Source organism: Altibacter sp. (assembly GCF_019913785.1).
Classification (GTDB): Bacteria; Bacteroidota; Bacteroidia; order Flavobacteriales; family Flavobacteriaceae; genus Altibacter.
Window position 1 is genome coordinate 51,506 of the sequence record NZ_JAIOHK010000055.1, and the last position, 22,552, is coordinate 74,057.

17 protein-coding genes are annotated in these 22,552 nt (G+C 40.3%); 7 read left to right on the forward strand and 10 right to left on the reverse strand.

The window, feature by feature from the left end; all coding sequences use genetic code 11:
• Nucleotides 1-72: 72 nt before the first annotated feature.
• Genes glmS through K8F54_RS08490 form a run of 3 tightly spaced genes read right to left on the reverse strand, consistent with a single transcriptional unit; the run spans nucleotide 73 to nucleotide 4,357 of the window.
• Nucleotides 73-1,920: a glutamine--fructose-6-phosphate transaminase (isomerizing) gene (gene glmS, locus K8F54_RS08480; RefSeq protein ID WP_290789493.1), complete on the reverse strand. Its 1,848-nt coding sequence runs from the start codon at nucleotides 1,918-1,920 to the stop codon at nucleotides 73-75.
• 10 nt (nucleotides 1,921-1,930) lie between these two features.
• On the reverse strand, nucleotides 1,931-3,532 hold the full coding sequence (locus tag K8F54_RS08485) for a DUF4270 domain-containing protein (RefSeq protein WP_290789496.1): 1,602 nt from the start codon (nucleotides 3,530-3,532) through the stop codon (nucleotides 1,931-1,933).
• 15 nt (nucleotides 3,533-3,547) lie between these two features.
• A complete protein-coding gene (locus tag K8F54_RS08490) occupies nucleotides 3,548-4,357 on the reverse strand; it encodes a glycogen/starch synthase (protein ID WP_290789499.1) in 810 nt (269 codons plus the stop codon).
• Nucleotides 4,358-4,549: 192 nt separating this feature from the next.
• Here K8F54_RS08490 and panC point away from each other — a divergent pair, with 192 nt between their 5' ends.
• The 4 genes from panC to K8F54_RS08510 all read left to right on the forward strand — a co-directional run bounded on the left by panC (nucleotide 4,550) and on the right by K8F54_RS08510 (nucleotide 7,938).
• Complete coding sequence (panC, locus tag K8F54_RS08495; RefSeq protein WP_290789502.1) at nucleotides 4,550-5,392, forward strand: pantoate--beta-alanine ligase; 843 nt, start codon at nucleotides 4,550-4,552, stop codon at nucleotides 5,390-5,392.
• A gap of 12 nt (nucleotides 5,393-5,404) precedes the next feature.
• Nucleotides 5,405-5,755 (forward strand): aspartate 1-decarboxylase, encoded by a 351-nt coding sequence (gene panD, locus K8F54_RS08500; RefSeq protein ID WP_290789505.1) that lies wholly within the window; start codon nucleotides 5,405-5,407, stop codon nucleotides 5,753-5,755.
• Nucleotides 5,756-5,768: 13 nt separating this feature from the next.
• Nucleotides 5,769-6,722: a lysylphosphatidylglycerol synthase transmembrane domain-containing protein gene (locus tag K8F54_RS08505; protein WP_290789508.1), complete on the forward strand. Its 954-nt coding sequence runs from the start codon at nucleotides 5,769-5,771 to the stop codon at nucleotides 6,720-6,722.
• 61 nt (nucleotides 6,723-6,783) lie between these two features.
• Nucleotides 6,784-7,938 (forward strand): alpha/beta hydrolase-fold protein, encoded by a 1,155-nt coding sequence (locus K8F54_RS08510; protein WP_290789511.1) that lies wholly within the window; start codon nucleotides 6,784-6,786, stop codon nucleotides 7,936-7,938.
• 204 nt (nucleotides 7,939-8,142) lie between these two features.
• On the opposite strand, the gene K8F54_RS08515 is transcribed toward K8F54_RS08510, so the two are convergent.
• Both K8F54_RS08515 and K8F54_RS08520 read right to left on the reverse strand, forming a co-directional pair.
• A complete protein-coding gene (locus K8F54_RS08515) occupies nucleotides 8,143-8,793 on the reverse strand; it encodes a response regulator transcription factor (RefSeq protein ID WP_290789514.1) in 651 nt (216 codons plus the stop codon).
• A gap of 1 nt (nucleotide 8,794) precedes the next feature.
• Nucleotides 8,795-10,711 (reverse strand): ATP-binding protein, encoded by a 1,917-nt coding sequence (locus K8F54_RS08520; protein ID WP_290789517.1) that lies wholly within the window; start codon nucleotides 10,709-10,711, stop codon nucleotides 8,795-8,797.
• A 142-nt stretch (nucleotides 10,712-10,853) separates the two neighbouring features.
• Between K8F54_RS08520 and radA the strand changes: the two genes are divergently transcribed.
• Nucleotides 10,854-12,212 (forward strand): DNA repair protein RadA, encoded by a 1,359-nt coding sequence (gene radA / locus K8F54_RS08525; protein ID WP_290789520.1) that lies wholly within the window; start codon nucleotides 10,854-10,856, stop codon nucleotides 12,210-12,212.
• On the opposite strand, the gene K8F54_RS08530 is transcribed toward radA, so the two are convergent.
• Genes K8F54_RS08530 through K8F54_RS08545 form a run of 4 tightly spaced genes read right to left on the reverse strand, consistent with a single transcriptional unit; the run spans nucleotide 12,209 to nucleotide 15,399 of the window.
• Nucleotides 12,209-13,240: an aldo/keto reductase gene (locus K8F54_RS08530; RefSeq protein ID WP_290789523.1), complete on the reverse strand. Its 1,032-nt coding sequence runs from the start codon at nucleotides 13,238-13,240 to the stop codon at nucleotides 12,209-12,211. The genes radA and K8F54_RS08530 overlap by 4 nt on opposite strands.
• A gap of 43 nt (nucleotides 13,241-13,283) precedes the next feature.
• On the reverse strand, nucleotides 13,284-14,237 hold the full coding sequence (locus K8F54_RS08535; RefSeq protein WP_290789986.1) for an OmpA family protein: 954 nt from the start codon (nucleotides 14,235-14,237) through the stop codon (nucleotides 13,284-13,286).
• Between the two features lie 21 nt (nucleotides 14,238-14,258).
• Complete coding sequence (locus K8F54_RS08540) at nucleotides 14,259-14,630, reverse strand: DUF2255 family protein (protein ID WP_290789526.1); 372 nt, start codon at nucleotides 14,628-14,630, stop codon at nucleotides 14,259-14,261.
• Nucleotides 14,631-14,634: 4 nt separating this feature from the next.
• Nucleotides 14,635-15,399: an exodeoxyribonuclease III gene (locus K8F54_RS08545; protein WP_290789529.1), complete on the reverse strand. Its 765-nt coding sequence runs from the start codon at nucleotides 15,397-15,399 to the stop codon at nucleotides 14,635-14,637.
• 123 nt (nucleotides 15,400-15,522) lie between these two features.
• On the opposite strand from K8F54_RS08545, the gene K8F54_RS08550 reads away from it, so the two are divergent.
• Nucleotides 15,523-18,939 carry a hypothetical protein gene (locus tag K8F54_RS08550; protein WP_290789532.1) on the forward strand — a complete coding sequence of 1,139 codons (3,417 nt, stop codon included), beginning with the start codon at nucleotides 15,523-15,525 and terminating at the stop codon, nucleotides 18,937-18,939.
• A 65-nt stretch (nucleotides 18,940-19,004) separates the two neighbouring features.
• On the opposite strand, the gene K8F54_RS08555 is transcribed toward K8F54_RS08550, so the two are convergent.
• A complete protein-coding gene (locus K8F54_RS08555) occupies nucleotides 19,005-21,920 on the reverse strand; it encodes a GEVED domain-containing protein (RefSeq protein WP_290789535.1) in 2,916 nt (971 codons plus the stop codon).
• A gap of 252 nt (nucleotides 21,921-22,172) precedes the next feature.
• Between K8F54_RS08555 and K8F54_RS08560 the strand changes: the two genes are divergently transcribed.
• Nucleotides 22,173-22,550, forward strand: coding sequence for a hypothetical protein (locus K8F54_RS08560; RefSeq protein WP_290789538.1), 378 nt, complete (start codon nucleotides 22,173-22,175; stop codon nucleotides 22,548-22,550).
• Nucleotides 22,551-22,552 lie beyond the last annotated feature (2 nt).

A 22,552-nucleotide genomic window follows, 5' to 3' on the forward strand; every position in this document is an offset into this window, starting at 1 on the left:
AAAAATTGGGAATAAATAAAAAATCAGAAATTTAAGCACCAAATCATGATACGGTCTCAATGACCGGCGCTCTTACTCTACAGTAACCGATTTAGCTAGATTACGCGGTTGGTCCACATTTCTGCCCAACATCACCGCAATATGATACGAAAGTAATTGTAACGGAATTGTGGTTACCAATGGTGTCAAGGATTCGGGCGTAAGCGGAACCTCCATGATATAATCGGCCAATTCCCGAACAGTGGTATCCCCTTCAGTAACAACTGCAATTATTTTTCCCGCACGTGATTTAATTTCCTGAATGTTGCTCACCACCTTTTCGTAATGGTTACTGTTCACCGCAATCACCACTACCGGCATATGTTCATCAATAAGTGCAATGGGACCGTGTTTCATTTCGGCGGCGGGATAACCCTCGGCGTGGATATAGGATATTTCCTTCAATTTAAGTGCCCCTTCCAAGGCCACGGGAAAATTACAGCCTCTCCCAAGGTATAAGAAGTTCCTAGCATCTTTGAATATTTCAGCTATTTTAACTATGTTGGCATCCGTCTTTAGTGTCTCTTCAACTTTTGAGGGAATCATTTCTAACTCACGCAACAACAGCATATAATTGCGATGTGAAATTGTCCCTTTTATCTTGGCCAATTTTAAAGCAATCATGGTAAGCACTGTGATCTGCGTAGTAAAGGCCTTTGTACTCGCCACGCCAATTTCGGGTCCGGCGTGTGTATAGGTGCCACTGTGAGTTTCTCTCGAAATGGTAGAACCTACTACATTACAAATGCCATAGACAAAAGCTCCCTTTTCCTTGGCCAACTTTATGGCCGCCAATGTATCGGCAGTTTCCCCGCTTTGAGAGATGGCAATCACCACATCCTTTTCGGTTATTATAGGATTTCGATATCTAAATTCGGAAGCGTATTCTACCTCCACCGGAATTCGTGCCCAGTCTTCAAAGATATATTCGGCTACCAATCCTGCATGCCAAGAAGTGCCACATGCAACGATGATGATTCGATCGGCATTAATAAACTTTTGAATATAATCTTCTAGTCCGCCTAATTTTATGATACCTTCATCGGCAAGTAATCGACCGCGATAGGTGTCTTTAATAACGGAGGGCTGTTCATAAATCTCCTTCAGCATAAAATGGTCAAAACCACCTTTTTCAATTTGCTCTAAATTAAGCTGTAGTTCGTGTACATAAGGCGCTACAATACTATCGTCTTTTATTTTTCTGACTTTAATATCTCTTCCTCTTCGGATAATAGCCATTTCTTCATCTTCAAGATAGATGGCGTTGTTGGTAAACTCAATAAAGGGTGAGGCATCACTTGCCACAAAAAATTCGTCATCCCCAATGCCAATAGCCAGCGGACTACCAAGTTTGGCAACTACAATTTCATCGGGCTTATTTTTGTCGAACAGCGCAATGGCATAGGCCCCAACCACCTGATTTAAAGCGATTTGGACTGCCTTTCCAAGCTTTACCTGTTCATTCTTTTTAACATCCTCAATTAAATTGACGAGGACTTCGGTATCGGTATCCGAAACAAAGGTGTATCCTCTTTTAATCAGCTCCTGCTTTATCGAAGCATAGTTTTCAATAATCCCGTTATGGATAATCACCAAGTCACCGCTTTGTGAATAATGAGGGTGTGAATTGATATCGTTGGGCACTCCGTGTGTAGCCCATCGAGTGTGTCCTATTCCAAGGCTTCCGCTGGATGACATAGCGCCATTTATTTTGGATTCCAGATCGGCAACCTTGCCTTTGGTTTTACAAAGTTGAATATCGGTCCCATCGTACAAGGCGATCCCGGCACTGTCATACCCTCTATATTCTAGTCTTTTTAGTCCGTTTAGAATAATGGGATAGGCCTCTCTTTTACCAATATAACCGACAATTCCACACATAGGGCATTAATTAATTAGGTTTCGTATAATAAATTTGGAGCTTTAGTCTTTTCTCTTGATTTGAGGTAGTATTCCCAAATAGAACTGTTCCTTGTGGGGAAACAATACTGGCTGCAGGTATTTTTTTAATTCCCGGCGATTGGGTATTCTCTAGATCCTGAAAATCGGTAACCAATACGTTATTGGAGACCATTAGCCCTAAAGACACATTGGTCGAATCCTTCCGCACTACATTACTCACAAAATTAGTAACTCTTATCTTATAGAATTCTCCATTTTCATCGCTACCGCGTTCCAGTTTACCTAAATGTTCTGTTTTGGCATCGATTGGCACCGATGATGAGGAAACATCAAACGAATAATCGGGTAAGAGTCGGCTATTATTCATATCGTAAATAACAACTCGATCTGGTTCGGCCGAACCCCCTGTAATTTTACTTTGGTCAACGTAAAAAATTAGATTGGCCTCATTTATAAGCCAGTTATTAACCCGTATTTCATCCAACTCATCCGGCACACCATTCTCGCCGGCAACCAATTCACCGTTTACTACTTTTAGTACGTCTATATCTCTAAAAAGGTCAACGACCGTAATAATACCATCTCCTCCTCTTAGATATAAGTTCGCTTCACCATTATCTACGTCCGGGTTTTGTAAGGCAGTTGCAATTGTGGGGTTTAATTCGTTTGAATAGGTGTTTACACTGATCCCACCTAAGGACATTAAAAATGTTTCGTCTTCTGTTTCTGAAGTAGTTGTACCATCGGTGGTAGTAGTGACCACATGTGAATAGTTAAGGGTAAACTTTGCCTGGCTAACATCGAAAACAAATAAGTTCCCATCACTGTTGTTCGAAGTAACTTTAAAATAAACTCCTCTGAAGAATTCCTTAAAGTTATTATTGTTCAGCAATTCGGGTTCCCCTTCGTGGTCAATGATCTTTTCTTCAAAGAACTCAACGGGTAATTCAACTCGCAAGCCCGGGGTTAGTTTAACTTCTTCATTATCATCGGTAGCAGGGTCATCTACTATTTCAATAATTTCATCTGCACTCGGAACAAAATCCTCTATGGTTGTGATAAGTGATCCCATAAAATTATCGAAGAGCTGTCCTTGATTACTATAGTACTGCTGAGCCTCCTCAAAGTTGGTAGCCGGATCGAAATCTCTTAGAAAATAATTAGACTCGTACATAGATATATTGATAGGCGAGTTGCCATAAATAGAATCTAATGTATAGGTTATTACCCCATCAGTGGATATTCCTGAAGCGAAAAATGGAATATAAAGAAATACACTTTTTAACTCCGTACTGTCGCCAAAATCGGGGTTAGGTGCATCCATTGTAATCTGCGATAAGAGATTCACAGTAGATTTCCCATAGGTTGGGTCATTATAAATTCCTAATTGATATACGGGCAATGCGTTCGTTTGTACAGGTAATAACTTCTTACTATAAGCTACCACATTATCGCTTATATATAAGTCGGAATCAAAATTCTGAACTCCAATATCCGATACCAATGGGTCAAAATCTTCTTTACAGGAAGCCAGACCAATAATAAATAAAAATATTGCCGCTATTCTTGGCAATGTATACTTGATTTTCATATGCAAAAATGTGTGTTACACCAATACTTTCGAATGGTAAAAGTCTAAATAAGCTTCAGAAAAAACATCCATATTGTGATATTTTAACACCGGTATTTCGAGATTATTAAGAAATAGCTCTAGTTCTTTTGGGATTTCTTCGGAACCAATTACAACCGCGTCTGAGTTTTTAACAGCGACCTTCATCATATTTACGTAATCCGGAACTTTTAATTCAAGCACCATTTCTTCGTCGATCCCGTCAAATTTAATTTTTTCAATAACCTGTGTATCTAACGTGCCATCGAAGCCTTGATTGTATACAGAGGTCACTATTTTACTATTTTCGAACAAGGGTTCATTGTCGTAGTATTTCTTTAGATACAAAGGTAAAAAAGAAGCCAGCCAACCGTGTACGTGAATAATATCTGGAGACCAGTTCAATTTTTTAACCGTTTCAATAACGCCCTTGGCAAAAAAGATCGCACGCTCATCATTATCTGCGAAGAATTTACCATCCTCATCGGCATAGGTCGCCTTACGTTTAAAATAATCTTCATTATCAATAAAGTACACCTGCATGCGTTCCTTTGGAATAGAAGCCACTTTAATAATTAACGGAACATCCATGTCATTAATCACCAAATTCATCCCTGAAAGCCGAATCACTTCGTGCAGTTGATGTCTTCTTTCATTAATATTTCCGTAACGAGGCATGAAAATCCGTATCTGACCTTCATTATTGTTAACCATTCGGGGAGCTTCAAACGACATTGAAGAAATCTCGGTCTCGGGGAGGTAAGGAATTACTTCGGAAGACACATACAAGACTCTCTTATCTTTCATCTATATTTAATTTATTAATTTGGCTTGACAGCTTTCCCTAAAATCTTACCCCTATTCGGTAGGATCAATTGAAAAAGGCCAATTTATTACAATTATTGTTTGCTGACTTTGCTGCTAAAAACACGCAAAATTACGAAAATTTATGCAGATTGCCTGTAATATCTTAATTTTGCTCGCTCTTATTTCATTTTTATGAAAATTTACGATCAAATCGATTCCCTGCAACTTGCTCTTTCTTCTTACAGGAAACAAAAAAAGATAGGCTTCGTACCCACCATGGGTGCGCTACATATGGGACATCTATCATTAGTACGAAGAGCGCTTAAGGAGAATAGTTGTGTTGTGGTAAGCATTTTTGTGAATCCAACCCAGTTTGACAATAAGACCGATTTAGAAAAATACCCTCGCACCCTAGCACAAGATGTAAGCCTTTTGCGAACCCTAAAAGGAACAATCCTTATTTTTTCCCCGGAAGTTTCCCAATTATACCCAAATAAGATCACTTCAACTCAATACCATTTTGGAAGTATTGCCTCACAAATGGAAGGAAAATACAGAAAAGGACATTTTAACGGCGTGGGAACCATTGTACGTTTACTTTTAAAAGCAGTCCAACCCCATACTGCCTATTTTGGCGAAAAGGACTTTCAGCAATTACAGATCATCAAAAAACTGGTTGCACTCGAAAAACTTCCCGTAAAAATTTCGGGTTGTGCCATTGTTAGAGAAAAGAGTGGCTTAGCTCTAAGCTCTCGAAACAGCCGGCTTTCTCAAAAACAACGGGAAGAAGCTACCCTAATCTTTCACACCCTAACAGAAGTGCGGAAGAAATTTAAAACACACTCCATTGCCCAGTTAAACCAATTGGTTGCGGAACGATTTTTGAACAGTTCACTGAAATTAGAATATTTTGAAATTGCAAACGAAATAACCCTTAGAACGGCCGAACGCAAACGAAAAAACAATAAATACCGCGCTTTTATAGCCGCTTTTGCAGGATCGGTTCGTTTAATAGATAATATGCCTTTAAATTAATACCTTTGCACCATGCAAATACATGTAGTAAAATCTAAAATTCACAGAGTCAAAGTTACAGGTGCAGACCTTAACTACATAGGAAGTATTACCATAGATGAAGATCTTATGGATGCCGCCAATATCATTGAAGGTGAAAAGATTCAGATTGTAAACAACAACAATGGGGAACGTTTTGAAACCTATGCCATACCGGGTTCTCGAAATAGTGGTGAAATTACGCTAAATGGCGCTGCTGCACGTCGCGTAGCTCCAGGTGACATTCTTATCCTTATTACCTACGCGATCATGGAAGTTGAGGAAGCAAAAGCATTTAAGCCGGCTCTTGTCTTCCCGAACGAAGAAAATAACTTACTCACTTAATTTGAAAACCTCTTTGGTTAAATTTTTAAAGATTGCCATCCCACTTGGATTGGGTGTCTTTTTAATTTGGTATTCGTACTCAAAATTTTCTCCCGAACAACTCGAAGAAATAAAAATACACTTCCAAAATGCCAATTATGGCATTGTAGCTATGGCTGTATTCTTTAGTGTAATGAGCCATGTTTCCCGTGCGTATCGTTGGAATTTTATGTTAGACCCTTTGGGATACCAACCAAAACTGCTCAATAATTTCATGGCCGTGTATATCGCCTATTTAATGAATATTTTTATTCCAAAAAGCGGTGAAGTTTCTAGGGCATTGGTGATTGATAAATATGAAGGAGTTCCTTTCGACAAAGCCTTTGGGACCATTATCTCTGAACGCGTGGTCGACCTCTTGTTCCTTTTTGGGTTTACCCTCGCTGCGCTGTTTCTGCAGTTTGATGTACTGTACACTTATCTTTCGGAAAACATCCCTGCATCTAAACTGTATTATTCTCTGGGTGGATTAGCAATCCTAGCCGTGCTATTTTTCTTATTTCTGAAATTTTCCAAATCGGCTTTACAGCAAAAGGTAAAACATTTTTTTTCAGGATTGAAAGAGGGCGTTTTTAGTATTCTTAAAATGAAAAAAAAGGGGGCGTTTATATTGCATACGGTCTTTATTTGGGGTTTATATCTGCTTTCCTTCTATACGGCAACCTTTGCCTTAGAGGAAACATCGGCCATTACTATGGGTGCCCTAATCATTACTTTTGTGGTAGGAAGCTTTTCTTTCGCCTTTACCAATAGCGGCTTTGGGTCTTACCCGTTCTTTGTCGCCGGAATTTTAGCCGTCTTTGGGATTACTGAAACCGTTGGAACTGCCTTCGGATGGATTGTGTGGACCTCGAATATTGCATCCATTGTGTTTTTTGGAGCACTCTCCTTCTTTATGCTTCCTATATATAATAAGGTGATCAAGTAATTTTTTTTTGAAGAAAGCAAATTCAAAATTTAGTATCTTTCGACATCTTAAATTAGTTCTTATGAAGAAATTCCTACTTTTTTCTGTATGCCTTTTAATGTCGCTGGCGACTATAGGTCAGTCGAAAATTATATACGAAGAATTTAGTTCAAATAAACTGGGCGAAACAAGACAGCTAAAAATTCAACTTCCCAGAGATTATGAAGCCAACACAGATAAGGTTTACCCTATTGTGGTTGTTTTAGACGCCAACTATCTTTTCGAGCCTGTCGCCGGAAACGCAGATTATTTTGGGTACTGGGAAGATATGCCCGAATCGATCATTGTAGGAATTATGCAGGGTGACAGTCGGTATGAGGATTGTGATTATGACGACACCAACTTTCTGCCGGCTGAAAAAGGAGCCGATTTTTTTGAATTTATCGGCCTAGAACTTATTCCTTATATCGATGCTACCTTTAGAACGGCACAATTTATTATCGCAGTTGGTCATGACTTTACGGCCAACTTTATCAATTTCTACTTGTTCAAGGATCCTCCCTTGTTTAACGGATATATTAGTTTAAGTCCGGATCCCGCTCCATTGATGGATGAACGACTTCCACAGCGGATTCCAGAAATAAAAACCAAACTCTTTTATTATTTGGCAACGGGTACAGATGATATAAAAGATCTTATGGAAAACGCCGAAAGGATGAATGCCTCACTAAAACCATTGGAGAGTGACACCTTTAGTTATTTCTACGATAATTTTGATGGTGCCACGCATTATTCCTTGGTGGCTCGGGCCATTCCATCGGCTATGGAGAAAATATTTTCGGTATACCGTCCTATTAGTAAACAAGAATATACCGATGTCCTCCTCAAGATGGATACCTCAATTTATCAGTATTTGATCGATAAATATAAAACCATAGAAGATCTCTTCGGAATTACCAATGTTATACGCGTGAACGATTTTATAGCCGTCTGCAAAGCTTCGGAAAAACAGAAACAGTGGGAATCGCTTCGAGATATCGCCACTTTAGCAAAAAAACAATACCCAGATACCGTTTTGGGAGACTATTATTTGGCGCGCTATTACGAAGAAACGGGCGATCCCAAAAAGGCGATGCGAACTTTTCAAGGTGCATTCGACAAGGAAGAGGTAGACTTTATAACCGTTGACCTCATGTTGGATAAGGCCGATAAAATTAAAACAGATTTTGGGTACTAATCGATACGATTGGATTAAAAAAAGTAATCCCTCCAAAACATACATTTTGCAGGGATTTACAATTGGTTAGTTAGTTCCTAGTACCTTGTTTACTCCTCAATAATTTAAGCTACTAATTCAAGTACTAAGATATTTCTATTAATTGATTTTTAAAATACGTAGTATTACGTAAATACTACGTAGTAACACGTAGGGATTAAGAATCTACAGTTGTGCTATTATGTTTTTATTTGCTAATGACCAACTTATCAACGAATTAGAAGCTTGATCAAGTCCCAATTTTGCAATAATATTACTTCGGTGTTTCTCTACAGTTCGACTGGAAACACTTAACATTTCTGCAATTTCGCTAGTAGTGGTCTGTTGCGCAATCAACTTTAATATAGTAGCTTCGGATGGCGTTAGTAATTGTAATTTGCGCAATTCATCGGAAGCATTTTGGAGCGAAAATGAATCGAAGGACGAACTAAAATAGGTTTTGTCATCTATGACAGCCTGAATGCATTTTTCAATTTCTGAAAAAGAATCCTCCTTCAGTAAGTATCCCTGTATTTGCAACGCTTTTGCCTGTGCGACATATTCAGATTCCTTGTGAAAGGAAAGGACAATAAATTTTGTTTTAGAACCTTTTTCCTTGGCTGTTTTAATCACATCAAATCCTGTTAGTAAGGGCATATCAATATCCAACAGAGCTACATTGGGTTTGTGGGTCAAAATTAATTCAAGTGCCTCCATTCCTTGGGTCGCCGTCTCCACCACATTATATCCGGCTGCCGTGAGTTCTTCGAACAAGCCTTTTAGTATCAACGGATGATCATCTGCTATAATTACCGAAATGTTGCGTTTGGCCATCATTTTAAATAGGGGTTACTAATGTAATTTTCGTTCCATTATCAAGTTGTGATTTTATTTCAAGTTTGGACTCAATGATTTTGGCTCGTTCCAGAAGTGTTTTCATTCCTAATGAAGTCCCCGACCTTACCTTTTCCGAAAAATCAAACCCCTTGCCATTATCTACAATAATTGTATTAATAACTCCTTCTTTTCTTTCAATTGTAACCGAAGCAGCCTTGGCTTCGGCATGTTTTACCATATTGGTTAGTACCTCTTGTATAATTCGATACAGATGTAATGAGGCATCTTTACTAAGCATCCCATCAATATCTTCAATTTCATTGGTAAAAAAGATATTCGAATTGGCGTCTACCTCATTAATCATCGATTTGATGGCAGCAGTCACTCCCAGTTTTTCTAGGGTAGCAGGATGCAACCCTCGCGATACGCTGCGAAGCTCCTCCAATGTAGTATCCGCAAGCAATTCCATTTCAGGATCTCCTTTCCCCTTGGTCTTTTTGGTGAGTAGCATTAGTTTTTGCCCAACACTATCATGTAATTCCCTAGCTACGCGTATACGCTCTTGTTCTTGTGTCTTAATGAGTTCTTGCGAAAATTTTTCCTGAAGTAATTGTCTTCTTTTTGCCGCATTTCGAGACCGCATCAGCACCACAACTCCAAAGAAACCCAGCAGGCCCAATCCTCCAAAAATAATCCACTGACTCTTTACTTTATTTTGAGCATTTAAAAGGGCAATATCCTTTTTTTGAGCGTCGATTTTCGCATCCCGCTTTTCTGTTTCGTAGAGGGTTTGGTAATACGACAATGCCTTTACCTTTTGCACATTGTTTATAGAGTCTTTTATGGCCGCGAAATTCTTAAAATGTACAAACGCCTTTTCATGCTCCCCCATAGCCTCATACACATGAGCCATAAATTCTTCCGATTCCTGTATCTCTTCATAGTGAGTACCTCCCTTTTTAATTTCGAGGTGTTCCATTCCGTATTGTAGCGCCTTCTGATATTCCCCTTTTGCAAAGGCTAAATTCTTTAAGGCGTCCACATACGGCTCTCTGTTATTTGTATTCTCCGATCTTTTTTCAAATGTATCTAAATACTGTTCTGCTTGAGAAATACTATCCATCTGAGCATAAGCAATCACAATCCCCCCTAAAAGAATTGGCTCGTAGAAATCGGGATTGCGTGTTTTCTGACTTGCTTTCAGCGCGCGCTCCAAGTTTAAAATACGCTCTTTGCGCTTCCCTTGTTTTCTGGCATCAGTAGCAGCGTTGTAGTAAAAAGAAGTAAGATGACCATAACTCTTAATTTTATCTGCCAACACTATGGCCTCATTGCGTTCGGTCTCCGCTTCTTTAAAAAAAGCATTCTGACTGTATAAAATAGACAAAGAATTCTTGGCGCTAATAATATTGAAGGTATCCTTCGAGGCTTGAAACACCTTACTGGCCTCCTGCAGTACTTGTGAGGCTTCAGAAAAATTTCCCAAAAAACTCAAAGTGCCTCCCTTATACAATTTGGCCAGCCCTACAAATCTTTGGTTATTGGCCTTGGCAGCATTTTCTTCAGCCAGATCGTAATAGATTATCGATGCTTTGTGATCTTCAACAAAGTAATAGCTATCTGCTCCTTCGATATAGAACTTAGCTAAAGTGTTGTGGTTATCTATTTTTTTTGCAGTTGCAAGAAAGCTTTCAAACAACTGTTTCCCTTCTTCCGGGTTTCCGATAATGTTATTCTGAAAATAGATTAGGTTGGCAGTATGCCAGGTAGCCATTCTAAGTGAATCCAATTCCAATGCATAGAAGACTGTCTGTCTGACAATAGAATCGCTTTCAAAATTGGTATCCTTAACAATGAAATTGGAAAGGCTATCCATCCATTGAAGCTTTTCCCCTTTCTGGGATTTTTCAATCTTCAACAAGAGGTTTTCAATCCTTTTTTCTGAAGAATTGTCTTGAGCCAAACTGGAAAAACAAAGTAGAAAAGTGAAAAAAAGTAATCTTACTTGCATTGAGGGTAACAATTCTTGTGGTAAATATAAGTAATTTAGCGAATGTATTATGGCTAAAACAAAATCGTCTTATTTTTGTCAAAACTGTGGGGCACAATTTGCCAAATGGCAAGGACAATGCACGTCTTGTAAAGAATGGAATACCATTGCCGAGGAGATTATTCAAAAGGCCGAAAAAGTAGCCTGGAAGTCGGAAAGCAGCTCGAAGCGCGCCTCAAAACCTCAAAAGATAAGTGAAATCTCTACTGCAGCCGAAGCGCGCCTTGATACCAAGAACAACGAACTCAATCGGGTGCTGGGTGGCGGATTAGTGCCCGGATCACTAACCTTATTAGGAGGTGAACCCGGTATTGGAAAAAGTACGTTGATGCTTCAAATCGCCTTGCAACTACCTTATAAAACCTTGTATGTTTCGGGTGAAGAAAGTGCCCAGCAAATTAAAATGAGAGCCGAACGCATTCATCCAAATTCAGAAACTTGTTATATTCTTACCGAAACAAAGACACAAAATATCTTTCGCCAGATCGAAGAAATTGAGCCCGACATCGTCGTGATCGATTCTATTCAGACCTTACACACCGATTCTATTGAAAGCAGTGCCGGAAGTATTTCACAAATACGAGAAACCACCACCGAACTGATCAAATTTGCCAAGGAAACCGATACTCCGGTCATTTTGATTGGGCATATTACCAAGGATGGAAATATTGCCGGCCCCAAGATCTTGGAACATATGGTAGATACCGTGCTCCAGTTTGAGGGAGATCGCAATCATATCTACCGTATCCTTCGCGCAAATAAAAACCGTTTTGGAAGCACCAACGAACTGGGAATTTACGAAATGCAGGGAAGCGGCTTGCGAGAAGTAGCAAATCCTTCCGAAATACTTATCTCCAAAAATGAGGAAGACCTCAGTGGAACAGCTATTTCGGCGACACTCGAAGGCATGCGCCCGTTGATGATCGAAATACAAGCTCTGGTAAGCACCGCTGTTTATGGTACCCCACAGCGCAGTGCCACTGGGTATAATGCAAAGCGACTTAATATGATTTTGGCGGTGTTGGAAAAACGGGCCGGATTTAAGTTAGGAGCCAAGGATGTTTTTCTAAATATTACCGGAGGCATCACAGTGGACGACCCTGCCATCGATCTGGCAGTTGTGGCCGCCGTGCTATCTTCCAATATCGATGTGGCCATAGATAAGTCTATGTGCTTTGCCGCCGAAGTAGGTTTAGCCGGAGAAGTGCGGGCGGTCACTCGGGTAGATCAGCGTATTTTGGAAGCAGAAAAATTGGGCTTCGGAAGCATAGTGATCTCGAAATACTGTAAGATCGAACGAAAAAATTATACCATCAACATTATAAAAGTAACCAAGGTACACGACCTGGTGCGGCATTTATTTGGTTAAGGCGCCGGATTGGGAAACCGGCTGTGTACATCGTTGATCTCTCTTAAAATTTCTTCTGAAAGGCGTACGTTTACACTGTCTATATTTTCTGAAAGCTGTGCCAAAGAGGTAGCTCCGATAATCGTAGAAGTAACGAAAGGTTGTTGCCTCACAAAGGCCAGCGCCATTTGTGGTAAACTAAGATTGTGTTTCTTAGCAATTTCTGAGTATAATTTAGTCGCTTTTAGCGAACCGTCACCGCTGTACCGACTATAATTTGGAAATAATGTTACTCGGGCGTCTGAAGGTTTTTGATTGTTTAAATATTTTCCTGAAAGCACCCCGAACGCTAAGGGAGAATAGGGTAAATACGCTACATTTTCACGAAGTACTACCTCCGTAAGGCCCGCTTCGTCTCTTCGGTTTAGGAGATTATAAGAGTTTTGTACCGAAACCATTTTTAATACGCCGTTTCTGGCTTCTTCCATATATCGCATCAACCCCCAAGGTGTCTCATTGGACAGTCCAATATGGCGTATTTTACCCTCCTTTACAAAGCCTTGCAGCCGCTCAATAATCTGGCCAGTGTTATCTTCCCATTTTGCATTGTGCTTATAATCTCGTACCCCAAACACATTAACGCCGCGCTCCGGCCAATGCAGCTGATATAAATCCAAATAATCGGTTTGTAGCCGGGTCAGACTTTTATGAATGGCATCTTCCAAAGATGCTTTACTGAAATTAAGGTCCTTGCGGATGTGTTCAAAAAAACGATTGGGCCCCGTAATTTTGGAAGCAAGGATAACCTTGCTACGGTTTCCTTTTTTGGCGAGCCAACTACCAATAATTCGTTCGGTACTTCCCTGTGTCTTAGGATTTCCCGGCACCGAATACATTTCGGCCGTATCGATAAAATTAATTCCTTTATCAATGGCAAAGTCAAGCTGTGCATGGCCTTCGTCTTCTGTATTTTGCTGCCCCCAGGTCATGGTTCCCAGGCAAATTTTACTTATTTTAAGATCGGTATTCGTAAGGGTGGTATATTTCATATCAAGATTTCTCAACAACGGCCAAGAAAGTATTTTAGCGGAATTACAATTCGTTTAGCAATTTGGAAATCTCATCCAGTTTTGGCGTGAGAATGACTTCTATTCTTCTGTTTTTTGCCTTTCCTTCGGAGGTGGTATTGGGAGCGATAGGGGCATATTCCCCTCGTCCGGCCGCCGTGAGATTATCTCTAGGAATTCCTGAGTTTTCAGTTAAAATAGAAACGATGGCCGTTGCTCGTTTGGTGGAAAGATCCCAATTATTGGTGATATTGCCACTTCCGCCGTATGGCACATTATCGGTATGCCCTTCAATGAGCACTGCAATCTCTTTATTTTGAGCTAGGACATTCCCCAAGGCGACAACCGCTTCACGCCCTCTGTCATTCACAGCCCAACTTCCACTGTCGAACAACAACTTATTTTCCATGGACACATACACCTTGCCATCGCGTTGTTCTACGGTAAGGCCGTTACCTTCAAAATTTGTCAATGCTGCTGAAATTGCATTTTTTAAGGCGTTCATTTTTGCATCCTTTGCCGCAATGATCCCTTCCAGTTCTTCCACGCGCTGCGAACGAGCGGCAAGATCCTTTTTGAGCTTTTCAAGTCGGGAACTTTCCAAGGCCAATGTTTTTTCTTTTTCTTCCAGCTGCCGTAGCAATTTTCTGTTTCGTTCTAAGTTTTCTGTCAAGGCCGAAGAGCTGTTCGCTTCCAATGCATCGTAGGAAGTTTTTAGTCGCTCGTAATTGCTTTCGGAAGCGGCCAATTCCATTGCCAATCTACTTTTCTCTGCATTGAGCTTTTCAATCTCCTCGCGCAGATTTGCCACGGTAAATCGATCGCCATTGCCTTCCGAAGCATCCAATTGTGACATGAGTGATTCGTTTTCGGTTTTTAACAAGTCGTACTTACTTTTCAGGTCGTCGTAAATTTGTGAAGAAACACAGGAAGTCAAAAGACTTGCTAGTGCAATTCCGAAGAAAGCTTTTTGTAACATCAATTTCATAGTAGGTTTGTTTTATTTGGTAAAAAATTCCATCGTATACGCCTCGTATTCGGGTTGGGTGATTCCATCGACGTAATAGATATTTTCTTTTTCGGTAAATCGCTTGCGATATGCATCGTGAACGAATGGTTGTATTTTATCTTCTTTTTCCACTTTCACCCCGGAAACACTCAGAACCGTTTGTCCGTATTTCAGTTCTCCAACTCCTGTTTCTAAAAATGCAGTAAACCAACTGCGTTCACTTTTGTTCCAGCTTCTGGCGAAAACACGTTCTCCCACTGCCACCATCCAAATTTCGAGAAAGGTGATTCGGTCTAAGCCTCCTTTGATCTCGACATAGTTGTATTGCTTCAAATGTGTAAAAAAATCAGTCGGAAATCCCATTCACTTAAAATTGGAATTCTACCATATGTGGACAGTGATCACTGTGTTCCGCCTCCGATAATATAACGGCGCGTTTTAGATTTTCTTGCAGGGGTTGGGCAACCATATTGTAATCGATACGCCAGCCTTTGTTATTGGCTCTCGAATTGGCGCGATAGCTCCACCACGTATAATTATGAGGTTCTTTATTGAAATGGCGGAAGGAATCGATAAAGCCACTGTCAATAAAATTACCCAGCCATTCTCGCTCTACAGGTAGAAAGCCCGAAACTTTGGCGTTTCGAACTGGATCGTGTATATCGATTGCCTTGTGACAAATATTATAATCGCCACAGATCACCAAATTTGGAATGTCTTTCTTCAAGGCATTGACATACTGTTGAAAATCGGCCATATAGGTTAGTTTGTGATCCAGTCGATCCATATTTGTTCCACTGGGAAGGTATAGACTCATCACGGACAATTGATCAAAATCCAACCGAATGTTCCGTCCCTCAAAGTCCATATAATCAATCCCGGTACCATATTCCACATGCTTGGGTTCGATTTTCGAAAAAATAGCTACTCCACTATAGCCTTTTTTTTGGGCACTGTACCAATAGTGATAGGGATATCCCGCATTCTCTATTTCGGTGATCTCGACCTGTTCCTGCATGGCCTTGGTCTCCTGAATACAGATCACATCGGGATTTGAGGCTTGAAGCCATTGGATAAAACCTTTTTTCATGGCTGCTCGTATGCCATTGACGTTGTACGAAATAATCTTCATGGAAGTACTTTTCAATTTGAACTACTAAATTAAATAACATTGTATTTTTACAGGGAACATCGCCAAAAAGATTTTAAAAAACAATCAACAAAATAAACGGCCTTGTGTTAAGTTGTATACCTAATGAAGTTGTGTCTTTCTTTTTTTCTGCTTTTTGTTGTTGGCTTTGGCTATGCGCAAGACGCGACTTCTAATTTCCGAAGCAAAAAAGTTGCCGTACAGGATACCATTGTAATTGACAGTGTGAGTATTAATTCGGCGCGATTTCAAATTTTAGACCGAGCCGGAAATCTAATCGATTCTCTCGACTACCAGATTGATTTCAAAAATTCGATTCTAATTCTTTCTGAAAAGGCCAAAGGAATGCATGATTCTATCAACATAGCATATCTTAGGTATCCCGACTTTTTAACCAAAGATTATTTTGGTCTCGACCCAAAAATAATTGTTGAAAATACCGGAGCCATCGAAAAATTGTATTCGCTTGAGGAAAGTACCACGCAGCGAGAATTTACCCCATTTGACGGACTTAGTACGGCGGGAAGTATTTCCAGAGGTGTTACTATTGGAAACAATCAAAACGCCGTGGTAAATTCGGAACTCGATCTGCAAATTACAGGAAAGCTAAGTGATAAGGTGTCCATTCGAGCGTCTATTCAGGATGCTAATATCCCCACTCAGGAAGGGGGGTATTCTCAAAGTTTGGATGAATTTGATCAAATTTTTATGGAGCTTTACGGAGCTAATTGGAATATCCGAGCCGGGGATGTAGATCTACAAAATCAGGATAGTTATTTCGGAAAATTCAATAAAAAAGTACAGGGTATTTCATTGGGCGGAACGCTCACGCATCAAGATGGATCTAAGACCAGTGCGTTTTTAGCAGGAGCATTGGTACGCGGGGTTTTTGCCGAAAGTAAATTTACCGGTCAGGAGGGTAATCAGGGACCCTATAAATTGATTGGTCCGAATGGAGAATTATTTATTCTTATTGTTTCGGGGAGTGAACGAGTCTATGTGAATGGCCTACTCCTTAACCGAGGGGAGAATGAAGATTATGTGATTGATTACAATGCCGGAGAGCTAAAATTTAACCCCACCTATCCTATTACCGCAAATATGAGGATCACGGTGGAATATCAGTTTACCGATAGAAATTATACCCGGTTTATTGGCTATGGAGGTGGAAAATACAGTAATGACAGCTTCGATGTGGGCGTGTATGTCTATTCTGAAAGTGATTCGAAAAACCAACCATTACAACAAAATCTATCGGAAGAGCAGGTAGCTATTTTACAGGCTGCCGGTGATGATCGTGAAAATATGACGGCTCCTTCGGCGGTTCCTGATACCTATTCAGAAAATAAAATTCTGTATAAGAAAGAAACGATAAACGGGATTGAGGTCTTTGTTTTTTCAAATGATCCCAACGACGAATTATTCAATGTGCGCTTTACTTTGGTAGGGGATAACCAAGGGAATTATGTGATAAGTGATAACAGTGCCATTAGTCGTATTTTCGAATACATACCTCCGGTTGGAGGCTTGCCCCAGGGGAATTACGAACCCATTATCCAACTCACGGCACCTAACAAACTGCAAATTGGAGGTGTGTTGGGGAGCTACCATCCTTCCGAGAAGACAATTATAGATTTCGAATTGGCCGGCAGCAAAAGGGACCTAAACCTTTTCTCTGATCTAGATGATGGAAATAATGATGGTTTTGCAGGAAGGCTTTCAGGAAAACAACGATTATTTACCTCAACAGACAGTTTGCGAATAGACGGGATTGCTTCGGTTGATTTTGTAAACAAGGATTTCAGAAATGTGGAGCGGGTCTATAATGTGGAGTTTGGCCGCGATTGGAATTTGGTATCCCCCATGGGCAACCAGACCTTTCTAATATCAGGCGTTGAACTTCAACATCCAAAAATAGGGGGTGGAACGTACGAATTTCAGAAATTGGAATTCTCGGAAAACTACAGTGGCAATCGTCATGTGGTTACTACCCACCTGCGTTTCGGAAAATTAGCATCTCAAACCAATGCGAGCTATTTAAAAGGAACCGGAGATTCCTTGGACTCGAAATTTATCCGAATTCACAATAACACGGCCTATTCGTTTCATAAAGCATGGGTAGGTGGCAAGCTTAGTTTGGAGGATAATCAGATTCGGAATATCCCCACGGACAGCCTTACTTTCAACAGTCAGAAGTATGGTGCCTACGAACTGTTTGCCGGAAAAGGGGACAGCACCAATGTTTATGTGGAAGCCGGTTACCGGTTTCAAGTGAACGATAGCCTTCGGAACGGGTTCCTTCAAAAGGTAAATACATCCAACACCTTTTTCGCCAAGTCGCGACTCATAAACACTCAAAACACTCAGCTTTCGATCTTTGCCAATTATCGGGTTTTAAAAGATGCGTTTGGGACCAATGAAGATGAAAAATCATTGAACTCGCGATTGTTGTACAACCAGAATTTACTCAAGGGCGGTATCAATATCAATACTGCTATATCTGCCAATAACGGGGTGATTCCACAACAAGAATTCACCTATGTAAAGGTAGAACCCGGGGAAGGAATTTTCACCTGGATCGACTACAACAACGACGGCATTCAGGACTTGGGGGAGTTTGAAGTAGCTCAATTCCAGGATGAGGCAGAATATATCCGAGTACTGCTTCCCAATCAGGTGTTTGTAAAAATTCGGGAAAATAAATTGAGTCAGATCCTCACCTTAAATCCTAGGACTTGGGAAAACGCCACCGGATTTAAAAAGTTCCTATCGCATTTTTACAACCAGACTTCTTATGTATTAGACCGAAAAGTGCGACGTAAAAATGATGCCTTCAATATTAACCCCTTTGAAGATGGGGGTGATGATCAATTGGGACTGGTGTTGAATTTTAGAAATGCGCTTTTTTTTAATCGCGGCAGGCAGAAATACACAACGAGTTATACCTATATTTCTTCTTCAAGTGATAATTTATTGTCATTAGGACTTCAGCAAAACAGATTAAAAAGCCATCAATTGAACTTTAACCATAAATTTTGGGAAAGTTGGCTCCTCAACCTAAAAGGAACTCTTGGCAGTAATGAAAGTACTTCTGAAAACTTTACGGCCAGAAACTACGAATTGGAAAATTATGAAATAGCCCCTAAGATTTCCTATTTATTAAATGCGCAAACACGATTTGATGTGTTCTACGGTTTTTTAAATGAAGACAATACCATAGGTGAAATGGAGGCGCTAGAGCAACAAAAATTAGGATTCTCATTTGCCTATAGCAATGTGCAAAAAATTTCATTGAATGGTGAATTCAATTATATAGACAATGCATTTACCGGAAGCCCATTCTCTCCGGTAGCCTATCAAATGCTGGAAGGGCTTCAGCCGGGCGTAAATTTTACCTGGAGTCTGTTGCTTCAGAAACGAATCACAAAGTATTTAGATGCCAACCTTTCCTACTTCGGAAGAAAGAGTAAAGAATCTGCTACTATTCATACCGGAAGCATTCAGCTAAGAGCCTTCTTTTAAACTAAAAAGAGCCCTCAATTGCTTGAGGGCTCTTTTTTATGAAATGGAATGTAATTCAGAAAAAATTATTTAACGACGATTCGTTTAACTTTTCCTCCATTTGCATTTCCTAGTTTTACAAGGTAAACGCCACTTGATGCGTACGACATATCCAGTTGATATTGATACATATTATTTTCCTTTTCAACACGGTAGTACAACATTCTCTGACCTAAGATATTATACACTTGAAGCTCCAATTTGTCATCAAAACTTGTATTGCTCAAGGTAACATCAAAGATATTGTTCGCCGTTTCAATAACACTAAAGTGAGCATCCTCTAAAAGGTTGTCGTTAACACCTAAAGATCCAATATTGGCCGAATAGTCTTCTGTTTCTCCGTAAGTAGTTTCGTCACAAGGATCGTTGGGCACCGGAGCATTCCAATTGGTTTTGGCTCTCATAATATGCTGTCCGGCAGCAGCTCCCGCCGGAACTACTAAATCCATGGTTTCGGTATACGTACCGGATCCCTGACCGCTTGCGATTTCATAGTTATCTACAACTACTTCATCGGCAGTGAAAATAAAGTCATCATTAAAATCAATCCAAACCTTTACAAATTGATCTCCATAACCGGTGGTTACAGTTAGATCATAGGTGGTATCGGCTTCCATATTGGCGACCAAATTGGTGAAATCTGCATATCCTTCACAACCAGATGGGTTGTTGATATCGGTCACACTAAACAATTGGAATCCGTCTCCAAACGAACAATCCATAGATGGTGTACAGTTCGCATTGTTAATAACAACGGAAGTAGCGTCATTCGTCGTATCACTATCTCCTGCCAAGGAAGTGGTAGCGCTCAGGTTATATGAACCAAAAGCGAAAAAGTCACCCGTTTGAGCAAACGTATAGGACATTGAAGAGTTTCCGGCTAAGGGACCAGGCACTACTTCATTTACTACATTTCCGTCTAGATCATAACTCACATCGAAATTTGTCTGAGTTGCCCCTCCAAAGTTGTTAATTTGAACGGTAATTGGTTCAGCATTCGACAAATTGGTTCCTGAAGTAGGAGAGGTAATAGCGATTACTCCAATATCGTTTGGTTGCAAATGCGTAACATCTACCGAAATTGAATTATTTGAGTTGTCCTCATCGGCTCCGTAAACAGTCCCAGTTGTAATGGTATAGGTCTGTCCTACATTCGATAAATCTGCTGTCGCAGCAAAGGTAAACTGAGCCGTTGTAGAAGACGGAATAGAACCTACATAGGGTTCCGAAATTACCGGGCCGCCATCCACTTGGAATGTTACGTTAAATCCTGTAGCAGGCAATTGCCCGTAATTAAATATAGTAACCGTTACTGTTTCTGAATTGGTTAGTGTCCCGGTAACAGGGCTGACTAAATTTACAACGCCCAAGTCGTTGTTAAAGTTAGGTGCAATTTGGAACACTCCCACCACACCTTTACGACCTGAATTCATATACTCGTTGATAAACCAGAAGGTCTTGTCGTTAAATGGGTCAATATCAATCTTGCTGTAGTCTCCATAACGCAATCCTGGAATATTCTGGTTTCCATTGGCGATTAACTCTTCGGCTATAGTCATGGTATTGATAGGGTCATTCGCAAATCGCCCTGTGTAATACGAACTTACACGTACAGGATTTGGGTCATTAGGATCAATGGTCATTCCGGTATATCCCATTCCAATATTTCCTTGTACGTCCATCATCATACTGGCGTGCCATGCGTGCTTATTATCAGGTGCTGTATAGGTTCCTTCTTGGTGGATACTCCACGGTTGTCCATCTCCTGTTTGACGCAATTCGAACCATCGAATTCCGGCATGTTCGCCGGAAGTAGCATCAACGTCTACCACAAAGTTGAATACCGCTGAGTTATGGCTTCCAAACTTTCTAAATTGAGCTTGGTTCATAATAGTAGCTTGTAACGCATCAATTGGTGTAGCTCCACCCGGTTGGGTCAAGTTTGAAAAACTACCTCCATCAAATACAGAAATATAAGGAGTTGTCGTTAATTCATTTGGAGCAGAAACAGTTGAATTAGCTGGTGTAGCCCAGTCAACATTGATAGTCCAAACCTTAATATGGTCTGTGGTCACTCCGCCCCAAGCATCATCTTGCATATAGATAATTGGACAATTTCCGGGAGCCGGCATCGTATCATCGGTAACGTTTAACGCCTGTGGACTGTGGAAGCCACTCGTTACAATACCGGGTAAGTTAAAAGACTGAAGTCCGGCTGCATTTCCCAATAACATTTGATCACGCTCTAAGACATGAACCTTGTTAGCACTTCCTGTATTTTCTGTGATATAATACCCATCACTCCAAACAGAAAGTTTCTGGTAATCTGAAATTTGAGGCACATTGTAGTTATACCATCCATCATTAATTGGATCTGGTCCGTCCGAAACGGCTACCTGTGCACCTCCCCCTAAGAACGAAAGCACCCATCTATCTGCCGCCGAGTCGTACGAAGCAGTAAGATCACAGCAACCTCCATTTGGGAAAATTGTTGGATTCGGAGAAATTTGTCCGGTCAATGGGTTTCCGTCTTTATCGAAAATTCTGAAACCAGTATTAAATACCACAATCACGTGGTCAGGCCCTACCGCCATAGAAGGATCGGTTGGTTGTGAACCCGATGTATATGCATCGAAAACCAGTGTAGGAGCCTTTCCTTGTAATTTTTGAGTTAGGGGGTCCTGATTTACAAAAAAGTAATCATTTTCAGTCTGTTTGTCCTTTCCAATTACCGCTCGGGCTCTGGAAGATCTTCCATCCTTCGCTTCTTTTTCTTCGGTATTCGCCGGAACCAAATTGGTTCCTCTGGAAGCAATAGAGGGGACATAATCGATTGAAGTGATCTTGCCAACATAACTGGCTTTCTCACCTCCATTTTCTTGTGCAGTAGTAACAAAGACGACTGCAAACAACATTAATAATAAAGAAATTTTAGATTTCATACATACGTGTTTAGTTAATAGTAGTTTATGGTTTGTTTAAGGGTCTTCAAAATAATAACTATTTTTCAAAATTCCACAGGGTAAAAAAAATAATTAATTGATTTATTTGCTTGTTTTTCAGACTTTTACAAAAAAGAAACCCTATTAGTGTACTAGAGAATTAACTTCAAAAGGGCTAATCCTCTTCAAACAACAATTCCAAACGGCACATTATTTGTACCTTCAACCCCAATATTTACAATACCGTATTTTATGAATTATCTTAAAACAACACTCGTAATTTTTGCGTTGACTATTGTTTCGAGTTGCACCTCTACTAAAAGCTCAAAGGAGGGAACAGAAAATAGTCTTTCTAAGGCTGAAATAGCAGCAACAGCTTCCAAAATGACAGATGCAGGCTATCAAAAAGCGATCGTAGTGGTATCACAAATTGAGGGTGATTGCCCAGTGACACTTAAACTGGAAGACACAACTACTTTTTTAGATCCTATCAATTTGAATGACAAGGATGCTCAATTCAGTATCGATGGGACGAAAGTTTGGGTCACTTACAATGGGCTTCGCATGATGAACCGATGTGAAAAAGCTAACCCCATATCCATTGTCGATATACAAAAAAGAGCGGAGTAAAA

Coding starts and splice junctions, on each gene's coding strand:
- K8F54_RS08530 (WP_290789523.1), bottom strand. CDS start 13,240: ATGAAATATACCACCCTTACGAATACCGATCTTAAAATAAGTAAAATT.
- K8F54_RS08535 (WP_290789986.1), bottom strand. CDS start 14,237: ATGTTACAAAAAGCTTTCTTCGGAATTGCACTAGCAAGTCTTTTGACT.
- glmS (WP_290789493.1), bottom strand. CDS start 1,920: ATGTGTGGAATTGTCGGTTATATTGGTAAAAGAGAGGCCTATCCCATT.
- K8F54_RS08490 (WP_290789499.1), bottom strand. CDS start 4,357: ATGAAAGATAAGAGAGTCTTGTATGTGTCTTCCGAAGTAATTCCTTAC.
- K8F54_RS08560 (WP_290789538.1), top strand. CDS start 22,173: ATGAATTATCTTAAAACAACACTCGTAATTTTTGCGTTGACTATTGTT.
- radA (WP_290789520.1), top strand. CDS start 10,854: ATGGCTAAAACAAAATCGTCTTATTTTTGTCAAAACTGTGGGGCACAA.
- K8F54_RS08485 (WP_290789496.1), bottom strand. CDS start 3,532: ATGAAAATCAAGTATACATTGCCAAGAATAGCGGCAATATTTTTATTT.
- K8F54_RS08510 (WP_290789511.1), top strand. CDS start 6,784: ATGAAGAAATTCCTACTTTTTTCTGTATGCCTTTTAATGTCGCTGGCG.
- K8F54_RS08545 (WP_290789529.1), bottom strand. CDS start 15,399: ATGAAGATTATTTCGTACAACGTCAATGGCATACGAGCAGCCATGAAA.
- K8F54_RS08550 (WP_290789532.1), top strand. CDS start 15,523: ATGAAGTTGTGTCTTTCTTTTTTTCTGCTTTTTGTTGTTGGCTTTGGC.
- panD (WP_290789505.1), top strand. CDS start 5,405: ATGCAAATACATGTAGTAAAATCTAAAATTCACAGAGTCAAAGTTACA.
- K8F54_RS08515 (WP_290789514.1), bottom strand. CDS start 8,793: ATGATGGCCAAACGCAACATTTCGGTAATTATAGCAGATGATCATCCG.
- panC (WP_290789502.1), top strand. CDS start 4,550: ATGAAAATTTACGATCAAATCGATTCCCTGCAACTTGCTCTTTCTTCT.
- K8F54_RS08540 (WP_290789526.1), bottom strand. CDS start 14,630: ATGGGATTTCCGACTGATTTTTTTACACATTTGAAGCAATACAACTAT.
- K8F54_RS08555 (WP_290789535.1), bottom strand. CDS start 21,920: ATGAAATCTAAAATTTCTTTATTATTAATGTTGTTTGCAGTCGTCTTT.